The organism is Mesorhizobium sp. P160219, from assembly GCF_057786095.1.
Genome location: NZ_JBYNWG010000001.1, coordinates 956,355 through 973,774, shown reverse-complemented (window position 1 = coordinate 973,774; position 17,420 = coordinate 956,355). Strand labels below are relative to the sequence as shown.

Sequence of the window (17,420 nt, the reverse complement as noted above, 5' to 3'; positions counted from 1 at the left end):
CAACGTCCGCCAAAACCGGACAAGGTCCTGAATTGATTATCGCTTTTTGACCGCTTCGAGGAAAAGCACGACCAGGCCGGCGACCAAGCCCCAGAAGGCGGCGCCAACGCCGAACAAAGTCAGCCCCGACGCGGTGACAACGAAGGTGACAGTAGCCGCCATGCGCTGGTCCTCGTCCTTGAGCGCGATCGCCAGCGCGTTGGCCAGCGACCCCATCAACGCCAGGCCGGCCACCAGCACGATCAGGCTTTGCGGCAGCACTGCGAAGATCGCCACCAGCGAGGCGCCGAAAACCGCGAAGATCAGATAGGCAAGTGCATAGAAGGGTCCGGTCTTCCAGCGCTCGGCCGGGTCGGGATGGACGTCCGGCCCGGTGCAGATCGCCGCAGAGATCGCGGCCAGATTGGTGGTCGAGCCGCCAAACGGCGCCGACAGCAGCGAGAACAGGCCGGTGACGCCGATCAGCGGGCCGGGTTCGGGGTGATAGCCGGCGGCGCGCAAGACGGCGAGACCCGACAGGTTCTGCGACGCCATGGTGACGAGGTAGAGCGGCAGCGCCAGGCCGATGACAGCTGCGGCGCTGAAATGCGGAGCAATCAGCGTCAGCGTCGACAGTTCCGGTGCCGGCAGTCCGCCGACGCGGCCTGTCAGGAAGGCGGCGATGCCGCCGCCGATCAGCACCGCCAGCACCGACAGCGCCGGGTTGAACAGGCGAATGACGAAGAAGGCCGCGATCAGCGGCAGGATCAACCAGGGGTCGACCGGAATGGTCTTGACGGCATTGAGCGCGAAGGTGACGACGATGCCCGCCAGCATGCCGGACGCGACTGACGCCGGTATCCTTGATATCAGCTGGGTCAGCGGCTTGAACAGGCCGGTGGCGATCAACATTAGGCCGGTGACGATGAAGGCGCCGACCGCATCGGCCATGGTAAACCCGCTCGATGCCGCCATCAGCGCCAGGCCCGGTGTCGACCAGGCGGTGATGATGGGCATTTTCGTGCGCCAGGACAGCCACAAGCATTCGATCGCCATCGCCACGCACACTGCCGTCACCCAGCTCGCGGTTTCGGCTTGCGTGGCGCCAACCGCCTTGGCGGCGGCAATGACGACGGCCAGCGTGCCGCCGAAGCCGACGATTGCCGCGACAAAGGCGGATATCGGGATGGAAATGCGCATTCTCGCCTACCCCGCCCGCTGAACCATGTCGCCCACCGCCCTCAGCAGCATGTCGAGATCCTGCGGCCGCGACAGGCGGTGGTCGCCGTCGGGAATGAGCGACAAGGTGACGTCGTCGGCCGGCAGCAGCGAGACCAGCTTCAGCGCATGGCTTGCCGGCACATCGGCATCGGCCAGGCCCTGCAGGATGTGGACGGGGCAATGGGTATCGATCGGCCCGGTCATGACCCGGTTCGCCCTGCCGTCCTCGATCAGCGCGCTTGTGTAGATGTAAGGCTCGGCGGAATAGTCCGAAGGTTCTTCGAAAAAGCCTTTCTCCCGGAGGTCGCGCCTCTGTTCCTCCGTCAGAGCCGGCTCGACCAGCTCGGCGGTGAAATCCGGCGCCGGCGCGAGCAGCACCAGGCCAACCACATTGCTGTCGCCCGCCTTGCGCAGTTCCTGCACCATGCGCAGCGCGATCCAGGCGCCCATCGACGAGCCGACCAGGATTTGCTTGCCCTCGGTGAAACGCCGGAAGACGGCGAGGCTCTCGCCAAGCCATTTCGAAATGATGCCGTCGGCAAAGGCGCCGCCGGATTCGCCATGGCCGGAATAATCGTGGCGCAGATACGCGCGGCCTTCCCTTGCCGCCCAATCCGACAACGTCTGCGCCTTCGTGCCCAGCATGTCGGATTTATAGCCGCCGAGCCAGACGATGCCGGGCGTTGCGCCCGAGGAATGGCGAACCGCGATATCAATGCCGTCGACATCCAGCAGGGTTGGGGTGGTCGCGGTCATGGCTGTGGATCAATCCTGGTTCTGGGGGCCTGATTGCGGGAGCCTGATTTTACTCGCCGGTCTTTTGACACAGGCACAGGCGAGGCGGAAAGTGCTCGCGACATCCTTTGTTTGGTGCAGGCCTGCGATCAGGGTGATTTTCTGTCAGCGCTGTGCTATTGACTCCGCCCGCGCGCTCACCACATTGGCGCGTCCTGAACATTTCTAGATTGAAACCCTGAACGAAACGGCCAAGGAGACCACGACCATTCGCAGACCTTTCAAAGCAGCGGCGCCCACCAAAGATGGCCCGCGCTCCAACCGTGATATCCGGGTTCCCCGGGTCCAACTGATCGACGCCGATGGCCAGAACCGCGGCGATATTTCCATCAACGACGCATTGCTGCTCGCCGAAGAGGCAGGGCTCGATCTGGTCGAGATCTCGCCCAATGCGGTGCCGCCTGTCGTCAAAATTCTCGATCTCGGCAAATTGAAATACGCCAACCAGAAGAAGGCGGCCGAGGCGCGCAAGAACCAGAAGGTCATCGAGATCAAGGAGATCAAGATGCGCCCGAACATCGACAGCCATGACTACGAAACCAAGATGAAGGCCGTGCGGCGCTTCTTCGAGGAAGGTGACAAGGTCAAGCTGACGCTGCGCTTCCGCGGCCGCGAGATGGCGCATATGGAACTCGGCATGCAGCTCCTGAACAAGGTGCGCGAGGAGACGGCTACCATCGCCAAGGTCGAAGCCGAGCCGAAGCTGGAAGGCCGCCAGATGATGATGGTGCTGGCCCCGCGCTAGATCAGTTCGGGCGTTGCGCTCTAAATCCGCCTGAATCCTGTCTCATGGCGTCCCGGCGATCGGCGGGACGCCGATTCTCCTGTCCAGACGCCGCGATCGCCGGCAAAGCTTCTCGACGATCGGATTCCCGACATGGCCAATGAAATCAACCCTGCGCCCATCAAGGAGCTGGGCGGCTACCAGCACATGCGCCGGATGGTGCTTGCGGTGCTGGTGGTGGTGCTGTTTGCGGCACTGCTGTTCGGCCAGTCGACCTTCCCGCCCGATACCCCGGTGCATGAAACGATCGAGATGGTCGGCGTGCTGCTGATCTTCCTTGGCGTCGTCGGCCGCTTGTGGTCGACACTCTATATCGGGGGGCGCAAATCCTCCGAAGTGGTCACCGGCGGACCCTATTCGATCACCCGCAATCCTCTCTACGTGTTCTCGACCGTTGCCGCCGCCGGCGTCGGGGCGCAGATCGGCTCGTTCTCCGGCATCGTCCTGTTTGCGCTTTTGTGCGCCGGCGCCTTCCACATCGTCATCCTGCGCGAGGAACGGTATCTCAAGGAGGTTCTCGGCGCGCCCTACACAGCCTATCTGGCGCGGGTGCCGCGTTTCTTCCCCCAGCTGTCGCTCTACCAGGAAGGCGACACCGGCAGCTTCAAGCCGCGCCTCTTGCTGACCACCTTGCTCGACGGGCTGGTGTTTCTGGTGGCGTTGCCGGTGTTCGAGACCATCGATGGTGCCCAGCAATCGGGCATTCTGCCGGTGCTGTTTAGGCTGCCCTGATCGCGGAGAGAGCGTCGCAGCCGCTCGGGTGTTGCGCGCCAGCCCGCTTTGACGTATAGGACCGCCGTTCCAAGAAAACCGCCCGGCAGGGCATGCCGTGGCGGTTTCATTTGCTTTTCGGGCTTTTGGTCCGCCCGAAGCGAACAAGAAGCGCGATTGTGCGCCACCAATACGGAGTAGCAAAATGCCCAAGATGAAGACCAAATCGGCCGCCAAGAAGCGGTTCAAGATCACAGGTACGGGTAAAGTCCTGTCGGCTGCGGCCGGCAAGCGTCACGGCATGATCAAGCGTTCCAACAAGTTCATTCGAAATGCCCGCGGCACGATGGTTCTGGCTGAACCGGATGGCAAGAAGGTCATCAAGAATTTTCTGCCGAACGGCCTCTGAGCATTCGGTTTCAGGAACAGCGTTTAAGGAGATCATGACATGGCACGCGTAAAAAGAGGCGTCACCTCGCACGCCAAGCACAAGAAGGTCCTGAAAGCCGCGAAAGGCTTCTACGGCCGCCGCAAGAACACCATTCGCATCGCCAAGCAGGCGGTCGAAAAGTCGATGCAGTATGCGTATCGCGACCGCAAGAACCGCAAGCGCTCGTTCCGCGCGCTGTGGATCCAGCGCATCAACGCCGCGACGCACGAGCATGGCCTGAGCTATGGCCGCTTCATCGACGGCCTCAACAAGTCCGGTATCGAGATCGATCGCAAGATCCTGTCCGACATGGCCATCCATGAACCGCAGGCGTTCGCCGCACTCGTGGCCAAGGCCAAGGTCGCGCTCGAATATCTGAAGAACACCACCCCGAATGCTTTTGAAAGCGCTGTCGCCTAGAGCATGATGCCAAAAAGTTGCTGACTTTTTGGACAACATCATGCTCAGGGAAATTCAGCGAGGAGCGCGATCTTTCCGAAAAGTCTGCAACTTTTCGGGATCGGGCTCCGAGCCCAGCGCTTCCCAGCATTCGCAATTCTGATTGGGGAACCCGCGCTGGCACGGCTGGCGCGGGTTTTTCTTATGGCTGAACTTTCAACTTGAAAGTGACTTTCACCTCAAAGTTGACTCCCAACACAGCGAGTTTGACCGTGAACGACATAGCTACCGGCTTGGATACTCTCGAAAACTCCCTGATGGCCGACGTCGCGTCGGCCGCCGATGAGGCTGCTATCGAAGCCGTGCGCGTCGCGGCTCTCGGCAAAAAGGGGTCGATCTCGGAATTGCTGAAGACACTGGGCGCGATGAGCGCCGAGGAGCGCCAGGTCAAGGGCCCCGCGATCAACGGCCTGAAGAACCGCGTCACCGAAGCGCTGACGACACGCAAGGCCGAGCTGAAGGATGTGGCGGTCACGGCGCGCCTTGCCGCCGAGACGGTCGACGTGACGCTGCCGGTGCGGCAATCGCCGGCCGAGCGCGGCCGCATCCATCCGATCAGCCAGGTCATCGACGAGATCGCGGCGATCTTCGGCGATCTCGGCTTTGCCATCGCAGAAGGTCCCGATGTCGAGAGCGACTATTACAATTTCACCGCGCTGAATTTCCCCGAAGGGCATCCGGCGCGCGAGATGCACGATACCTTCTTTTTCCAGCCGGACGAAAAGGGCGAGCGCAAGCTGTTGCGCACGCACACCTCGCCGGTACAGATCCGCACCATGGAGAAGCAGAAGCCGCCGATCCGCATCGTCATTCCCGGCAAGACCTACCGGCAGGATTCCGACGCTACCCACTCGCCGATGTTCCATCAGGTCGAGGGGCTGGTGATCGACAAATCGGCCAATGTCGCCAACATGAAATGGGTGCTGGAGGAGTTCTGCAAGGCGTTCTTCGAGGTGCCGCAGGTGAAGATGCGCTTCCGGCCGTCCTTCTTCCCGTTCACCGAGCCGAGCCTCGAGGTCGACATCCAGTGCGACCGCTCGCGGCCCGGCGAAGTGCGCTTCGGCGAAGGCTCCGACTGGATGGAGATCCTCGGCTGCGGCATGGTCCACCCCAGTGTGCTGCGTGCCGGCGGGCTCGATCCCGACGAATATCAGGGCTTTGCCTGGGGCATGGGAATCGACCGGATCGCCATGCTGAAATACGGCATGCCGGACCTGCGCGCCTTCTTCGACGCCGATGTGCGCTGGCTGTCGCATTACGGTTTCAGGCCGCTCGACATGCCGACGCTGTTCGGAGGTCTTTCCGCATGACGGCGCCGCACGCCGGTGGCTGCCGCTGCGGCGCGGTACGGTTCGAGGCATCAGTCGAACCGCACCATATCAGCTATTGCCATTGCGGCGATTGCCGGCGCGCCAGCGGTGCGCCGGTGTCGGCCTTTGTCGGCTTTCTGACCGAGCAGGTGGCTTTCACCGGCAAGGCGCTGAAGATGTACGAGAACGGCCCGGTTACACGCTCGTTCTGCGGCATTTGCGGCTCGCCTATCGCCTATGTCGACGAGCGGCTGGAAGACCACATTTATTTCATGCTGGGCGCCATGGACATGCCGGCTTATTTCCGGCCGACGCACCATGCCTATGTGCGCGAGCAGCTGCCTTTCGTGCATATGCCCGACGACTTGCCGCGCCATTTGAAGACAAGCGTGCCCAGACCCGATGGACAAGGTCCGGGCGGGTACAGACAAAACGGAACACAGTGATGAAACTCACCCTTTCCTGGCTCAAGGATCATCTCGACACCGACGCCACGCTCGACGAGATCGTCGAGAGGCTGACCTCGATCGGCCTCGAAGTCGAGCATGTCGACGACAAGGCCGGCCTGAAGCCGTTCGTCATCGCCAAGGTGCTGACGGCGGTGCAGCATCCCGACGCCGACCGGCTGCGGGTGCTGACCGTCGACACCGGCAATGGCGCAGCCCCTGTCCAGGTGGTGTGCGGTGCGCCGAATGCCCGCGCCGGCCTGATCGGCGCCTTCGCCGCGCCCGGCGCCTATGTGCCCGGTATCGACGTGACGCTGACCGTCGGCAAGATCCGCGGCGTCGAGAGCCATGGCATGATGTGTTCCGAGCGCGAGCTGGAGCTGTCGGATGAGCACAATGGCATTATCGACCTGCCGGCCGATGCGCCTGTCGGCACCAGCTTCGCGGCTTACGCGCATCTCGACGATCCGGTGATCGAGATCAATCTGACGCCGAATCGGCCGGATGCGACCAGCATTTACGGCGTCGCCCGGGACCTGGCGGCAAGCGGGCTTGGCCGGCTCGTCGGCGGTGCGATCATGCCGCATGCCGGCAACGGCATGTGCCCGGTGAAGGTGACGATCGAGGCCCCGGAACTCTGCCCGGGCTTCGCGCTGCGCCTGGTCAAGGGCGTGAAGAACGGCCCGTCGCCAAAATGGCTTCAGCAGCGGCTGATCGCTATTGGGCTCAGGCCCATTAGCGCGCTCGTCGACATCACCAACTATGTCACCTTCGACCGCGGCCGGCCGCTGCATGTGTTCGACGCCGCGAAGGTCGCCGGCAACCTTACGGTGCGCCGCGCCAGGGATGGGGAAAAGGTGCAGGCGCTCGACGGCCGCGAATACACGCTGACGCCGGAGATGTGCGTGATCGCGGACGAGGACGGCGTCGAGTCGATCGCCGGCATCATGGGCGGCGAGCATTCGGGCTGCGACGAGAACACCACCGACGTGCTGATCGAATCCGCACTTTGGGACCCGATCACCACGGCGCGCACCGGCCGCACGCTCGGCATCATCACCGATGCGCGATATCGCTTCGAGCGCGGCGTCGACCCGGAATTCATGGTGCCCGGCGTCGAGCTGGCGACAAAGCTGGTGCTGGAGTTCTGCGGCGGAGAGCCGACCGAGACGGAGGTGGTCGGCTATGCCGGCTACAAGCCGAAGATCGTTTCCTTCCCGATCTCGGAAGTGAAGCGGCTGACCGGCATCGAGGTGCCGAAGGCGGAAAGCCTCGACATCCTTTCGCGCCTCGGCTTCAAGCCGTCAGGCTCGGACGACATCGTCGATGTGGCGGTGCCGTCCTGGCGTCCTGACGTCGACGGCAAGGCCGACCTGGTCGAGGAAGTCATGCGCATCCACGGCGTCGACAACATCGCGCCGCAGCCGCTCGGCGCGCATGACGCGGTCAACTCCAGGATCCTGACCACGCTGCAGGTTCGCACCCGCACTGCCAAGCGCTCGCTCGCCGTGCGGGGCATGCTGGAGGTTCTCACCTGGTCGTTCATCCCGGCCAAACACGCCGAACTGTTCGGCGGCGGCCAGACGGCGCTGAAGCTCGCCAATCCGATTGCAGCCGACATGTCCGATATGCGGCCCTCGCTGTTGCCCGGCCTGATCGTCGCCGCGCAGCGCAATGCCGACAAGGGCATCGGCGATGTCGCGCTGTTCGAGGTCTCCGGTACCTATGAGGGCGACGGCCCCGACCAGCAGCGGCGCGTTGCGGCCGGTGTGCGCCGCGGCACCGCCAAGCTCGACGGCTCCGGCCGCAGTTGGGCCGGCAATTCCGGTCCGGTCGGCGTGTTCGACGCCAAGGCCGACGCGATTGCAGCGCTGGAAGCCTGCGGCGCCCCGGTCGACAGGCTGCAGATCGAGCCAGGCGGTCCGGCCTGGTACCATCCCGGCCGCTCCGGCACGATCAAGCTCGGCCCGAAGACCGTGCTCGGCACGTTCGGCGAATTCCACCCGAAGACGCTGGAGGGGTTGGACGTTTCCGGACCGATCTGCGGTTTCGAGGTCTATATCGACGCCGTGCCGGAACCGAAGGCCAAGCCGACGAAAACCAAGCCGAAGCTCGAGCTGTCCGCCTTCCATGCGGTGAAGCGCGACTTTGCTTTCGTCGTCGACAAGGCGATCGAGGCCGGTACGCTGGTGCGCGCGGCGCTCGCTGCCGACAAGAAGCTCATCACCGGCGTTTCGGTGTTCGACGTCTTCGAGGGGGCATCTCTCGGGACCGCCAAGAAGTCGATTGCCATCGAAGTATCTATCCAGCCGGTTGAAAAGACGCTCACCGACGAGGATTTCGAGGCGCTGGCCAAGCGCATCGTCGACAATGTCGGCAAGCAAACGGGCGGCTTGCTGAGAACGTAGAGCGGCTAACGCCGCCTACGTATTTCGACTTCACGCAATTCTTAGGGAAAGCGCGGCGCGCTTTCCCAGGAAAACCGCTACACACTTTTCCTGGAATTGCTTCTGAGGATTGCCGGCAGTTGCGAATCGCTCTCCAAAGGGCGATGGACCATCTGCGCTATTCCGGTCTGCCGTTCGAAGCCCAGCGCGAAGCGTTTCTCGCCATGGTGTTGGCGGATGCGCTCGTCAGCGACGCGCTGGAGCGGGCCCGCACGCTGGCGTTGCCGGACTGGCTGGTGGTGTCCGGCGCGCTCTACAACAGCATCTGGAACCACCTGACCGGCAAGCCGCCGGGCTACGGCATCAAGGATGTCGATCTCTTCTACTTCGATGACAGCGACCTGTCCTACGAGGCCGAGGACGCGGTCATCCGTCGAGCCGCGCAGCATTTCGAGGGGCTGGCTCTGCCGGCCGAGGTGCGCAACCAGGCACGGGTGCATCTGTGGTATCCGCAGAAATTCGGCCAGCCCTGCCCTCGCTATACGAGTTCCAGCGAGTCGGTGAGCTATTTTGCTTCGAAGACGCATGCGGTCGGGGTGCGATACGATGCCGATGGGCAGCTTGAGGTCGTGGCGCCGTTCGGGCTGGATGACCTCTTCGCGTTTCGCATCACGCCCAACCGGCTGATGGATAACAGGCGCACGCATGAGGCCAAGGGGGCGAGGGCGAAGGCGTGCTGGCCGGAGATTACGGTGGTGCCTTGGTAATACGAAATGGCGGCGCGAGGCACCCCCCTCTGGCCTGCCGGCCATCTCCCCCGCAAGGAGGGAGATTGGCAGCTTCATCGTTGGCGCACTTTCTGCAACGTTGGTGATTGGCGAAAACAGCGACGACAGCCGATCTCCCCCCTTGCGGGGGAGATGTCCGGCAGGACAGAGGGGGGTGCCGCGCGCTGACTTCTCAGGGCGCCAAGCTCCCCCGCTTGTTCACCCATTCACCAGCGCCAACAGCTCCTCCGTATAGCGCTTGCCAACCACCTTGTCCGGCGACAGCGCATCGCCGATCGCCGCCACTTCAGCCGCGCTCAGCTCGATCCCGGCCGCCGCTGTGTTCTGCTCGAGATGGCGTATCTTTCTTGCGCCGGGGATCGGCACGATGAAGTCGCCCTGGTGCAGCACCCAAGCCAGCGCCAGCTGCGCCGATGCGACGCCTTTTTCCACCGCCAGCTTTTCCAGCGTCGCAATGACCTTGGCGTTTGCCGCCATGGCGTCGGCCTGGAAACGCGGCAAGGTGCGGCGCCAATCGTCGTCGCTGAGGGCCTCGGGCTTGGCGATGGTGCCGGTGAGCAGGCCGCGACCGAGCGGGCTGTAGGGGACGAAGCCGATGCCGAGTTCGCGGCAGACATCGAACACTTCGTCTTCGGGGTCGCGGCTCCAAAGCGAGTACTCACTCTGCACGGCAGCGATCGGATGCACGGCGTGCGCCCGGCGGATGGTGGCGGCACTGACCTCCGACAGGCCCAGCGCCCGCACCTTGCCATCGCGCACCAGCTCGGCCATGGCACCGACCGTGTCCTCTATCGGCACGCCGGGATCGACGCGGTGCTGGTAGTAGAGGTCGATGACATCGGTATCGAGCCGCTTCAGCGAGGCTTCGGCCACCGCCTTGACGTGCTCCGGGCGGCTATCGACGCCGACCATGCGTTCGAGGCCTGAGCCTTCCTCGGAAATCTTGAAGCCGAATTTGGTGGCGATCGTCACCCTGTCGCGCACCGGCTTCAACGCCTTGCCGAGAAGGATCTCGTTCTCAAAGGGACCATAGACTTCGGCGGTGTCGAAAAACGTCACGCCGATCTCGACAGCGCGGCGCAGCGTGGCGATTGCATCCGCCTCGGCCTGACCGCCATATGCGAAGCTCATGCCCATGCAGCCGAGGCCGACGGGGAAGACTTCGAGTTCAGTACCAAGTTTGCGGGTTTTCATGGCCCATCTCCTTGTTGCGATGAACAGAGATAGCGCCTAGCTTTACGTTCGATAATTGGCTGTCATTCGCACGGGCTGTTCTATAAAATAGAGCAATGAACCGAGCGCATCTTTCTCAACTCGCTGTACTGGCAACAGTCGCCCAATGCGGTAGTTTTCGCGGCGCGGCGCGCGAACTGGCCATCGCGCCCTCGGCAGTTAGCCATGCCGTGTCCAGCCTGGAGGCGCGGCTGGGCGTGCGGCTTTTGGCGCGCAGCACCCGCAGCGTGGCACCAACGGAGGAGGGCGCGCAGCTGCTCGAACGGCTGCGGCCGGCGCTGTCCGAGATCGATCTGGCGCTGGAAACGGCGATCGAGGCGCGCGACCGGCCGGCCGGGAACCTGCGGCTGACCGTGCCGCGCACCGCGGCCCACCTGGCATTGACGCCCAGGCTCGGCGGCTTTGCCGCGGCCTATCCTGACATCGTCCTGGAAATCGTCATCGAGGATCGCTTCACCGACGTCGTCGAAGGCGGCTTCGATGCCGGCGTGCGGCTCGGTGAGAGCCTGCAGCGCGACATGATCGCGGTGCGCATCGGACCGGACCTTCGCGGCGCCGTGGTCGGCGCGCCATCCTATTTCGCGACCATGCCAAGACCCCGCCATCCGCGCGATCTTGCCGACCACCGCTGCATCCGCTTCCGTTTTTCCAGCGGCATTCTTTACCGCTGGGAATTCGAGAAGGATGGCGAAGAGATCGAGATCGCGGCGCAAGGGCCGCTGATCCTCGACGAAGACCATCTGATCGCCCAGGCGGCGGTCGACGGCGCTGGGCTCGCCTTCGTCTTCGACGATTATGTGCGCGCGCCGCTCGCCGACGGTCGCTTGATCCGCGTGCTGGAAGACTGGTGCCCGCCCTTCGACGGTTTCTTCGTCTACTACCCCAGCCGCCGCCAGATGCGCCCGGCGCTGCGGGCGTTTGTGGATTTCTTCAAGGTCGGTGCTTAGCCACCTCCCCCTAGTGGGGAGGGTCGATCCGCGTAGCGGATCGGGGTGGGAGTCTTCGTAGGGCGCTACCCCCCACCCCGTCGCTTCGCGCCGACCCTCCCCACAAGGGGGAGGGTGGAAGAAAGCCCAGCTGCCATTCGTTCACCAGCCATGCCGGCATTCATCACCAACAACTCAACCCGCTACGGCTGGGCGGCGATCGTCCTCCACTGGCTGATCGGCATCCTGTTCATCGGCCAGTTCATGCTCGGCTTCATCATGGTGCGGTTGACCAGCCAGCGCACCGCCTTCGAGCTGATCCAGCTGCACAAATCCTTCGGCTTCCTGCTGCTCGGCCTCCTCATCCTGCGCATTGCCTGGCGGCTCGGCAATGCGGCCCCGGCCTTGCCGGCCTCGGTCGGAGGCCTGGAGCGTCGGACGGCGCCGCTGGCGCATCTGGCACTTTATGGCTTCCAGCTCGCGGTGCCGCTGTCCGGCTGGGCACTGGTTTCGGTGTCGATGCTGGAGATCCCCAGCATGCCGTTCAACCTTTTCGTGATGCCGAACCTGCCGCTCGGCGTGTCCGATGCGGCGGAAAACTTCTGGGCGGTAGCACACTGGTATCTCGCCTATGCCGGCATTGCCTTGGTTGCGCTGCATGCGCTGGCGGCGCTGCGGCATCATTTCTGGCTGCGCGACAGCGTGCTCACGCGCATGATCACGCCTTCGTCAGATCAGGACATGGAATAGCGCGCGCCGCGCATTCGTTCATTGGAGTGAGGGCGCAACACTTCGCCTGCCCCAGAAGGACAAAACCCATGTATGCGCGCATCTTCGGATTGGCGGCTGTTGCCGCTTGCCTTGCCATGCCTGTCTCCGCCGCTGTGGACCTCGGCGACGCTGCCGGCAGCTACACGGTCAACCCGGCCAGCTCCAGCATTCGCTTCTCCATCGGCAAGGTCGGTGGCGGCGGCCTCGACGGCGCCTTTGGCCGCTTCAAGGGCTCCATCCGCATCGACAACAGCGATGTCGGCCGTTCCGCGGTCAACTTCACCATCTATCCCGAAAGCGTCGGCACCGGCCAGGGCCGCATCGACGCCTTCCTGCGCTCCGATGCGGTGTTCGACGTGGCCAACAGCCCCGAAATCCAGTTCCGCTCGACCAGCGTAACCCGAACCAGCGACACCACGGCGCTGGTCAGCGGCCGGCTGACGGCGCGCGGCAAGACGTTTGCGGAAAAGTTCACTGCCGAGCTCGGCGGGCTGAAGGGCGGCGTCATTAAATTCCACGTCACCGGCAAGGTGCTGCGCTCCCGGTACGGCATGGATGTCGGCACGCCGATCTATTCGAATATCGTCAATTTCGACATGACGCTAACGGGCAAGCGAGGCTAGCAGGACCAGCGATCCGCATTGGCTTTTCCTGCAATTTCGGGCAAACCTCCTCGCCTGTAAATCGATAGGAGAAGCCTGATGTTCCGATGGGGTGTTTTGTCGACGGCCAAGATCGGCCGCGAGCAATTGTTGCCGGCAATCGTCGAGGCCGAGAATGGCGTTTTGTCCGCGATCGCCAGCCGCGACCTGTCGAAGGCCGAGGCCCTGGGCGAGCGGTTCGGCGCCAGGCATGCCTTTGGTTCGTATGAGGAGCTGCTCGCTTCGAAAGACGTCGACGGCGTCTACATCCCGCTGCCGACCTCGCAGCATGTCGAGTGGACGGCCAAGGCCATCGAAGCGGGCAAGCATGTGCTGGTGGAAAAGCCGCTGGCGCTCGACGCCAAGAATATCGCACCGCTGATCAAGCTGCGCGACCAGAAGAAGGTGCTGGTCTGCGAGGCCTTCATGGTCATCTACCACCCGCAATGGATCAAGGTGCGCGATCTCATCGCCGATGGCGCCATCGGCCGGCTGCGCCATGTGCAGGGCGCCTTCTCCTATTACAATGTCGATCCCACCAACATGCGCAACCAGCTCGATCTCGGCGGCGGCGCGCTGCCTGATATCGGCGTCTATCCGACGGTGTCGACGCGGTTTTCGAGCGGCAAGGAGCCACTGCGCGTGCAGGCGACGATCGAGCGCGACAAGAAATTCGGCACCGACATCTATTCCTCGATCCGCGCCGATTTCGGCGATTTCGAACTGTCCTTCTATCTGTCGACGCAGATGGCGGCGCGGCAGGTGATGGTGTTCCACGGCGAGAAGGGTTTCATCGAGGTGTTCTCGCCGTTCAATGCCGGGCTCTACGACCATCACCGCATCGAATTGCACAACCAGAACCATACGGAGGCGCAGGTGTTCCGCTTTCCCGGCACGCAGCAATACCGGCGCGAGGTCGAGACGTTTGCCAGGGCGGCACAGGGTGGCAAGGAGCGTGTCTTCACGCTGGAGGAGTCCGTGCTCAACCAGAAGGTCATCGACGCCATCTTCCGCGCCGGCGGCAAGGAAGGCTGGGAGGCCGTCTGATACAGCAATCTTAGCGGGTAATTTCATGGGAGAAGGGCGTCCGCATTGTGCATGCGGACGCTCCTTTCCTGTTGAACTGACGATCTCACGCGCCTCTGAGCGTCAGGTGCAAGGTCTCGGCGAAGCGGTCGGGATAGGGCGCAAAGCCCATGTGGTCGCCGGGGAAGGCGGCGCGCTTGCTGCCGAGCCCGTCGGCCAGCGCCTTGCCCATGCCGTCGATCGGCTGGCCGATGGACTCTTCGCCGATGCCGACCACGACCGGGCGGCCGCGCAGCGCCTCGATATCAGGACGGTAGAGCGACAGCGGCATGACGCCATGCGCCAGCCAGTATTCGAAATTGCCGCTGACCCTGGCAAAGGTCTCGGCCTCCTCGGGCGACGGTTCGAACGAAGGCGGTCCGTCCTGCGGCCCGGCTTCATCCTGACCCGGCCCTTCCGACAGGCTGTTCTCGCTGAAGAATTTCTGCATCGCCGCCTCGACACCCTGGCTGCGATAGGTGTCGTGCAGGTCGCGCATGCCGGCCAGTGACGGCGACGGGTCGTCGAGCAGCATCATGCTGGGCGGCTCATGCGCCACCAGTGCACGAACCCGGCCGGGATGGCGGGCGGCGAGGTTGAGCCCGATCTGGGCGCCGCCGCTGGTGCCGAACACATAGGCCGGTCCGGCGCCAAGCGCCTCGATCAATCGCGCGGCATCGTCGCCATGGACATCGAGGTCCTGCTCTTGCGGCTCTCCGTCGAAGGTGCTGCGCGAATTGCCGCGCGGATCATAGGCGACCACCGTGTAGCGGTCGGCGAGGTGGCCCGCGACATCGGCGAAGACGCCGGCGTCCTGCGGTCCGCCGGGGATTATCAACAGTACGGGGCCGGAACCGCGCATCTCATGATAGTGGCTGGCGCCCGGTACTTTCAGCGTCGACGTTTGGGGGGTCATGTCCATCTCTCCTGTTGTTCTCATGTCAAAGTTCGGCTTTGCGCCGGGTCCGATCATTTGCTGGCGACAACCATGCGGTTGCCCTCGCTGTCGCGGAATTCGGCGACTGTGCGGCCCGGCTGCCAAGGCGCTTCCTGCGGCTCGGTGATGATTTCGACGCCGCGCGCCTTCAGGCCCGCGACCGTTGCCTCGACATCGCCATCAACGAGCACCAGCACGGGCTCAGTGCCCGGCGTGTCATCGGGGCGTTTGACGAAATGCAAATTGGTGACGGCGCCGGGAAATGTCAGCTCGATCCAGCGCCAGCCGCTGTCGCCCATCAGCTGGTCCTCCGCCACTTGGCAAGCAAGATGTCCGGTGTAGAAGGCCTTGGCGCGGTCCTGGTCGAACACCGGCAATTCGGCAAACTGGATGTGCATGATGGGTCTCTCCTGCTCCTGGACGGCTGCCGCGCAGCCGTCGACGGGAAAGACGATCCGGACGATCGAAAAGATTCGCCGGGCGACGAATCTTTTCGAGGCCGCGAAACGTCTTCTCTGTGCAGAGTTGAAAAACAGGAGACGACAATGGGCTACAATCTCATCCGCTACGGCGTGAAGGACGAAAGCATCGCCGAGAACCGTATGCTGGTTGCACAGGTGTTCGAGGCACTCGACGACACGAAGCCGCAATCCGTGCGCTACCTCGTCCTGGAACTGGAGAATGGCGAGTTCATCCATCTTGTCAGCCAGGATGGCGACGGCCTGACGGGGCTCGCAGCCTTCAAGGCCTTCAGCGCCGATCATGCCGGGCGCCGCTCGACGCCGCTTGCCAGATCGCCGGCAAAGATCGTCGGCAATTATCGTATGCTGGCCGGCGAGGTCGTGCCGGCTTGAATGCAAAGACCGGCATTTTGGGAACGGACAGGATGAACACAGCAAAACTCGACCGCGTTGCCCTGGAGGCGATGCTCGGCGCCTTGCGACCGAAGCTGCACCGCTACTGCGCCCGCATGGCCGGCTCGGTGATCGATGGCGAGGACATCGTCCAGGAGACACTGATCAAGGCACTGCAGGCCATCGACGGCGACGCCACCGTTGGGCGTCCGGAGCAATGGCTGTTCCGCATAGCCCACAATGCCGCGCAGGATCATCTGCGCCGGCGCCAGCGGGAGCAGGCGCGCATGAGCGAGACCGACATGACGACGATCGAAGACCCCTCCGCAAGCGCCGATGCGAGGCTCGCCACCGCCGCCAGCCTGCGAAGCTTCATGCAGCTGGCAACAGTGCAGCGCAGCGCCGTGATCCTTGTCGACGTGCTTGGCCTCAGCCTGCACGAAACCTGCGAAGTGTCCGGCGCGACGCTGGCCGCGACCAAGGCAGCGCTGCATCGCGGGCGGTCGCAGCTGCGCCTGCTGGCGTCACAGGACGAGCAGGCGCCTGCCCCAAAGCTCGACGCCGACGACGAGCGGCGCCTGCGCCGCTATGTCGACCTGTTCAACGCGCGCGACTTCGACGCCGTGCGCGCGTTGATCGCCGAGGATATCCAGCTTGAAGTCGTCAACCGCACCCGCATGCGCGGCAAGGCGCAGGTTTCCAACTATTTCGGCAATTACGACCGTGTCCAGGACTGGGCGCTGTCGCTCGGCTTCGTCGACCGCAGGCCGGCCATCCTGATCCGCAACCCGCAAACGGGAGATGACGCCGTGCGCGGCTTCATGCTGGTCGACTGGCAGGATGGAAAGGTCAGCCATATCCGCGATTTCCGCTACGCGCCCTATTGCCTTGCCGATGCGGACATCCGCTTCATCGACGAGTAAGCATCGGCCAGAGAGCGCGGACTTCGCGCCTCAGGCGAAGCTTTGCAAATTGGCGTCCTGCAGCTTGGAGCCGGCGAGCAAGGCCTCGAGCACCTGCTTCTTGAGCGACAGGCACTGCGAGCGGGCAAGCTTTGCGATGGCCGAGACTTCGGCCAGCTCGCAGGCAAGCACCAACTCCTTCTGCTGGCCGATGATCGCTTGCGTGAAGTCGCGCGATTTGAAGCCGAGATGGAGGACACGCTCCGACTGGTCGAGCGTTTGGTCGAGCAGGCGAACCAGCCGCAGATTGCCGGAGAGTTCAGCCAGGGCCAGGCGAAAGGCGCGGTCGGCCGCCAGAAAGGCGACATGGCTGCGCAGCGTCTCCGGCTTCAGCACCTTCTGCGCCGCCAGCCTGATGTCGTCGAGCCCGCGTTCGGTGAGGTTTGCCGCGGCCACCCGGAACACTTCCGGTTCGATCAGGCTGCGGAGGTCGAAGATCTCGTTGACGTCGCGCAGGCTAAGCGGTGCGATGACATAACCGCGGCGCGGCTCGCTCTTGATCAGCCCTTCCTGCGTCAGGCGGGCCAAAGCCGAGCGGATCGTCGCCTTCCTGATCTGGTAGCGGTCGCCGATCTGCTTTTCGGTCAGGCTTTCGCCGGGTTGCAGGACGCAGGCGACGATGTCGCTCTTCAGCTGCTCATAAGCTTCCTCGCTGCGCAATATGTCGGCGGTCGACGGCGCCTTGACGGCGGACGGTGACACTGATTTCGGAAGAGCCATA

The 17,420-nt window shown here is 63.7% G+C and carries 20 protein-coding genes; 14 read left to right on the top strand and 6 right to left on the bottom strand.

All coding sequences use genetic code 11. The features are described 5' to 3' along the window. Positions 1 to 36 precede the first annotated feature (36 nt). Both AC3EMP_RS04925 and AC3EMP_RS04920 read right to left on the bottom strand, forming a co-directional pair. On the bottom strand, positions 37 to 1,179 hold the full coding sequence (locus AC3EMP_RS04925) for a benzoate/H(+) symporter BenE family transporter (protein WP_023821741.1): 1,143 nt from the start codon (positions 1,177 to 1,179) through the stop codon (positions 37 to 39). 6 nt (positions 1,180 to 1,185) lie between these two features. After that, positions 1,186 to 1,956: an alpha/beta hydrolase gene (locus tag AC3EMP_RS04920; protein WP_352543730.1), complete on the bottom strand. Its 771-nt coding sequence runs from the start codon at positions 1,954 to 1,956 to the stop codon at positions 1,186 to 1,188. A gap of 247 nt (positions 1,957 to 2,203) precedes the next feature. Here AC3EMP_RS04920 and infC point away from each other — a divergent pair, with 247 nt between their 5' ends. The 8 genes from infC to AC3EMP_RS04880 all read left to right on the top strand — a co-directional run bounded on the left by infC (position 2,204) and on the right by AC3EMP_RS04880 (position 9,289). After that, positions 2,204 to 2,740 (top strand): translation initiation factor IF-3, encoded by a 537-nt coding sequence (infC, locus tag AC3EMP_RS04915; protein ID WP_023744911.1) that lies wholly within the window; start codon positions 2,204 to 2,206, stop codon positions 2,738 to 2,740. A gap of 132 nt (positions 2,741 to 2,872) precedes the next feature. Then, positions 2,873 to 3,511 (top strand): methyltransferase family protein, encoded by a 639-nt coding sequence (locus tag AC3EMP_RS04910; protein ID WP_023681388.1) that lies wholly within the window; start codon positions 2,873 to 2,875, stop codon positions 3,509 to 3,511. Between the two features lie 184 nt (positions 3,512 to 3,695). After that, on the top strand, positions 3,696 to 3,899 hold the full coding sequence (rpmI, locus tag AC3EMP_RS04905; protein ID WP_006201248.1) for a 50S ribosomal protein L35: 204 nt from the start codon (positions 3,696 to 3,698) through the stop codon (positions 3,897 to 3,899). 39 nt (positions 3,900 to 3,938) lie between these two features. After that, a complete protein-coding gene (gene rplT / locus AC3EMP_RS04900; RefSeq protein WP_027049077.1) occupies positions 3,939 to 4,340 on the top strand; it encodes a 50S ribosomal protein L20 in 402 nt (133 codons plus the stop codon). Positions 4,341 to 4,636: 296 nt separating this feature from the next. Beyond that, positions 4,637 to 5,689 carry a phenylalanine--tRNA ligase subunit alpha gene (gene pheS, locus AC3EMP_RS04895; protein ID WP_033000863.1) on the top strand — a complete coding sequence of 351 codons (1,053 nt, stop codon included), beginning with the start codon at positions 4,637 to 4,639 and terminating at the stop codon, positions 5,687 to 5,689. Continuing rightward, complete coding sequence (locus AC3EMP_RS04890) at positions 5,686 to 6,135, top strand: GFA family protein (protein ID WP_050485728.1); 450 nt, start codon at positions 5,686 to 5,688, stop codon at positions 6,133 to 6,135. Before pheS ends, AC3EMP_RS04890 begins: the two co-directional genes overlap by 4 nt. Next, positions 6,135 to 8,543 (top strand): phenylalanine--tRNA ligase subunit beta, encoded by a 2,409-nt coding sequence (pheT, locus tag AC3EMP_RS04885; protein WP_352710592.1) that lies wholly within the window; start codon positions 6,135 to 6,137, stop codon positions 8,541 to 8,543. The genes AC3EMP_RS04890 and pheT overlap by 1 nt, the downstream gene beginning before the upstream one ends. 143 nt (positions 8,544 to 8,686) lie before the next feature. Further along, positions 8,687 to 9,289 (top strand): nucleotidyltransferase family protein, encoded by a 603-nt coding sequence (locus AC3EMP_RS04880; RefSeq protein WP_352710591.1) that lies wholly within the window; start codon positions 8,687 to 8,689, stop codon positions 9,287 to 9,289. A gap of 219 nt (positions 9,290 to 9,508) precedes the next feature. On the opposite strand, the gene AC3EMP_RS04875 is transcribed toward AC3EMP_RS04880, so the two are convergent. After that, on the bottom strand, positions 9,509 to 10,504 hold the full coding sequence (locus AC3EMP_RS04875; RefSeq protein ID WP_352710590.1) for an aldo/keto reductase: 996 nt from the start codon (positions 10,502 to 10,504) through the stop codon (positions 9,509 to 9,511). Positions 10,505 to 10,599: 95 nt separating this feature from the next. Here AC3EMP_RS04875 and AC3EMP_RS04870 point away from each other — a divergent pair, with 95 nt between their 5' ends. The 4 genes from AC3EMP_RS04870 (at position 10,600) to AC3EMP_RS04855 (ending at position 13,928) form a co-directional block, all read left to right on the top strand. Continuing rightward, on the top strand, positions 10,600 to 11,490 hold the full coding sequence (locus AC3EMP_RS04870) for a LysR family transcriptional regulator (protein WP_023687444.1): 891 nt from the start codon (positions 10,600 to 10,602) through the stop codon (positions 11,488 to 11,490). 150 nt (positions 11,491 to 11,640) lie between these two features. After that, positions 11,641 to 12,219, top strand: a complete 579-nt coding sequence (locus AC3EMP_RS04865; protein WP_023687445.1) for a cytochrome b — start codon at positions 11,641 to 11,643, stop codon at positions 12,217 to 12,219. Positions 12,220 to 12,287: 68 nt separating this feature from the next. Further along, positions 12,288 to 12,863 carry a YceI family protein gene (locus tag AC3EMP_RS04860; RefSeq protein ID WP_023681381.1) on the top strand — a complete coding sequence of 192 codons (576 nt, stop codon included), beginning with the start codon at positions 12,288 to 12,290 and terminating at the stop codon, positions 12,861 to 12,863. Between the two features lie 78 nt (positions 12,864 to 12,941). Continuing rightward, positions 12,942 to 13,928, top strand: a complete 987-nt coding sequence (locus AC3EMP_RS04855) for a Gfo/Idh/MocA family protein (RefSeq protein WP_023681380.1) — start codon at positions 12,942 to 12,944, stop codon at positions 13,926 to 13,928. Positions 13,929 to 14,013: 85 nt separating this feature from the next. Here AC3EMP_RS04855 and AC3EMP_RS04850 read toward each other — a convergent pair whose 3' ends face one another. Together AC3EMP_RS04850 and AC3EMP_RS04845 are read right to left on the bottom strand one after the other, a co-directional pair. Further along, positions 14,014 to 14,862 carry an alpha/beta hydrolase gene (locus AC3EMP_RS04850; protein WP_352710587.1) on the bottom strand — a complete coding sequence of 283 codons (849 nt, stop codon included), beginning with the start codon at positions 14,860 to 14,862 and terminating at the stop codon, positions 14,014 to 14,016. 53 nt (positions 14,863 to 14,915) lie between these two features. After that, positions 14,916 to 15,281, bottom strand: coding sequence for a VOC family protein (locus tag AC3EMP_RS04845; RefSeq protein WP_023672270.1), 366 nt, complete (start codon positions 15,279 to 15,281; stop codon positions 14,916 to 14,918). Between the two features lie 147 nt (positions 15,282 to 15,428). Between AC3EMP_RS04845 and AC3EMP_RS04840 the strand changes: the two genes are divergently transcribed. Both AC3EMP_RS04840 and AC3EMP_RS04835 read left to right on the top strand, forming a co-directional pair. Next, positions 15,429 to 15,737 (top strand): hypothetical protein, encoded by a 309-nt coding sequence (locus tag AC3EMP_RS04840; protein WP_023681378.1) that lies wholly within the window; start codon positions 15,429 to 15,431, stop codon positions 15,735 to 15,737. Positions 15,738 to 15,769: 32 nt separating this feature from the next. Further along, positions 15,770 to 16,660, top strand: a complete 891-nt coding sequence (locus AC3EMP_RS04835) for a sigma-70 family RNA polymerase sigma factor (protein ID WP_023672268.1) — start codon at positions 15,770 to 15,772, stop codon at positions 16,658 to 16,660. A 30-nt stretch (positions 16,661 to 16,690) separates the two neighbouring features. Here the strand turns inward: AC3EMP_RS04835 and AC3EMP_RS04830 are convergent, their stop codons facing one another. Continuing rightward, positions 16,691 to 17,419: a GntR family transcriptional regulator gene (locus AC3EMP_RS04830; RefSeq protein WP_023672267.1), complete on the bottom strand. Its 729-nt coding sequence runs from the start codon at positions 17,417 to 17,419 to the stop codon at positions 16,691 to 16,693. Between the last annotated feature and the right edge of the window lies 1 nt (position 17,420).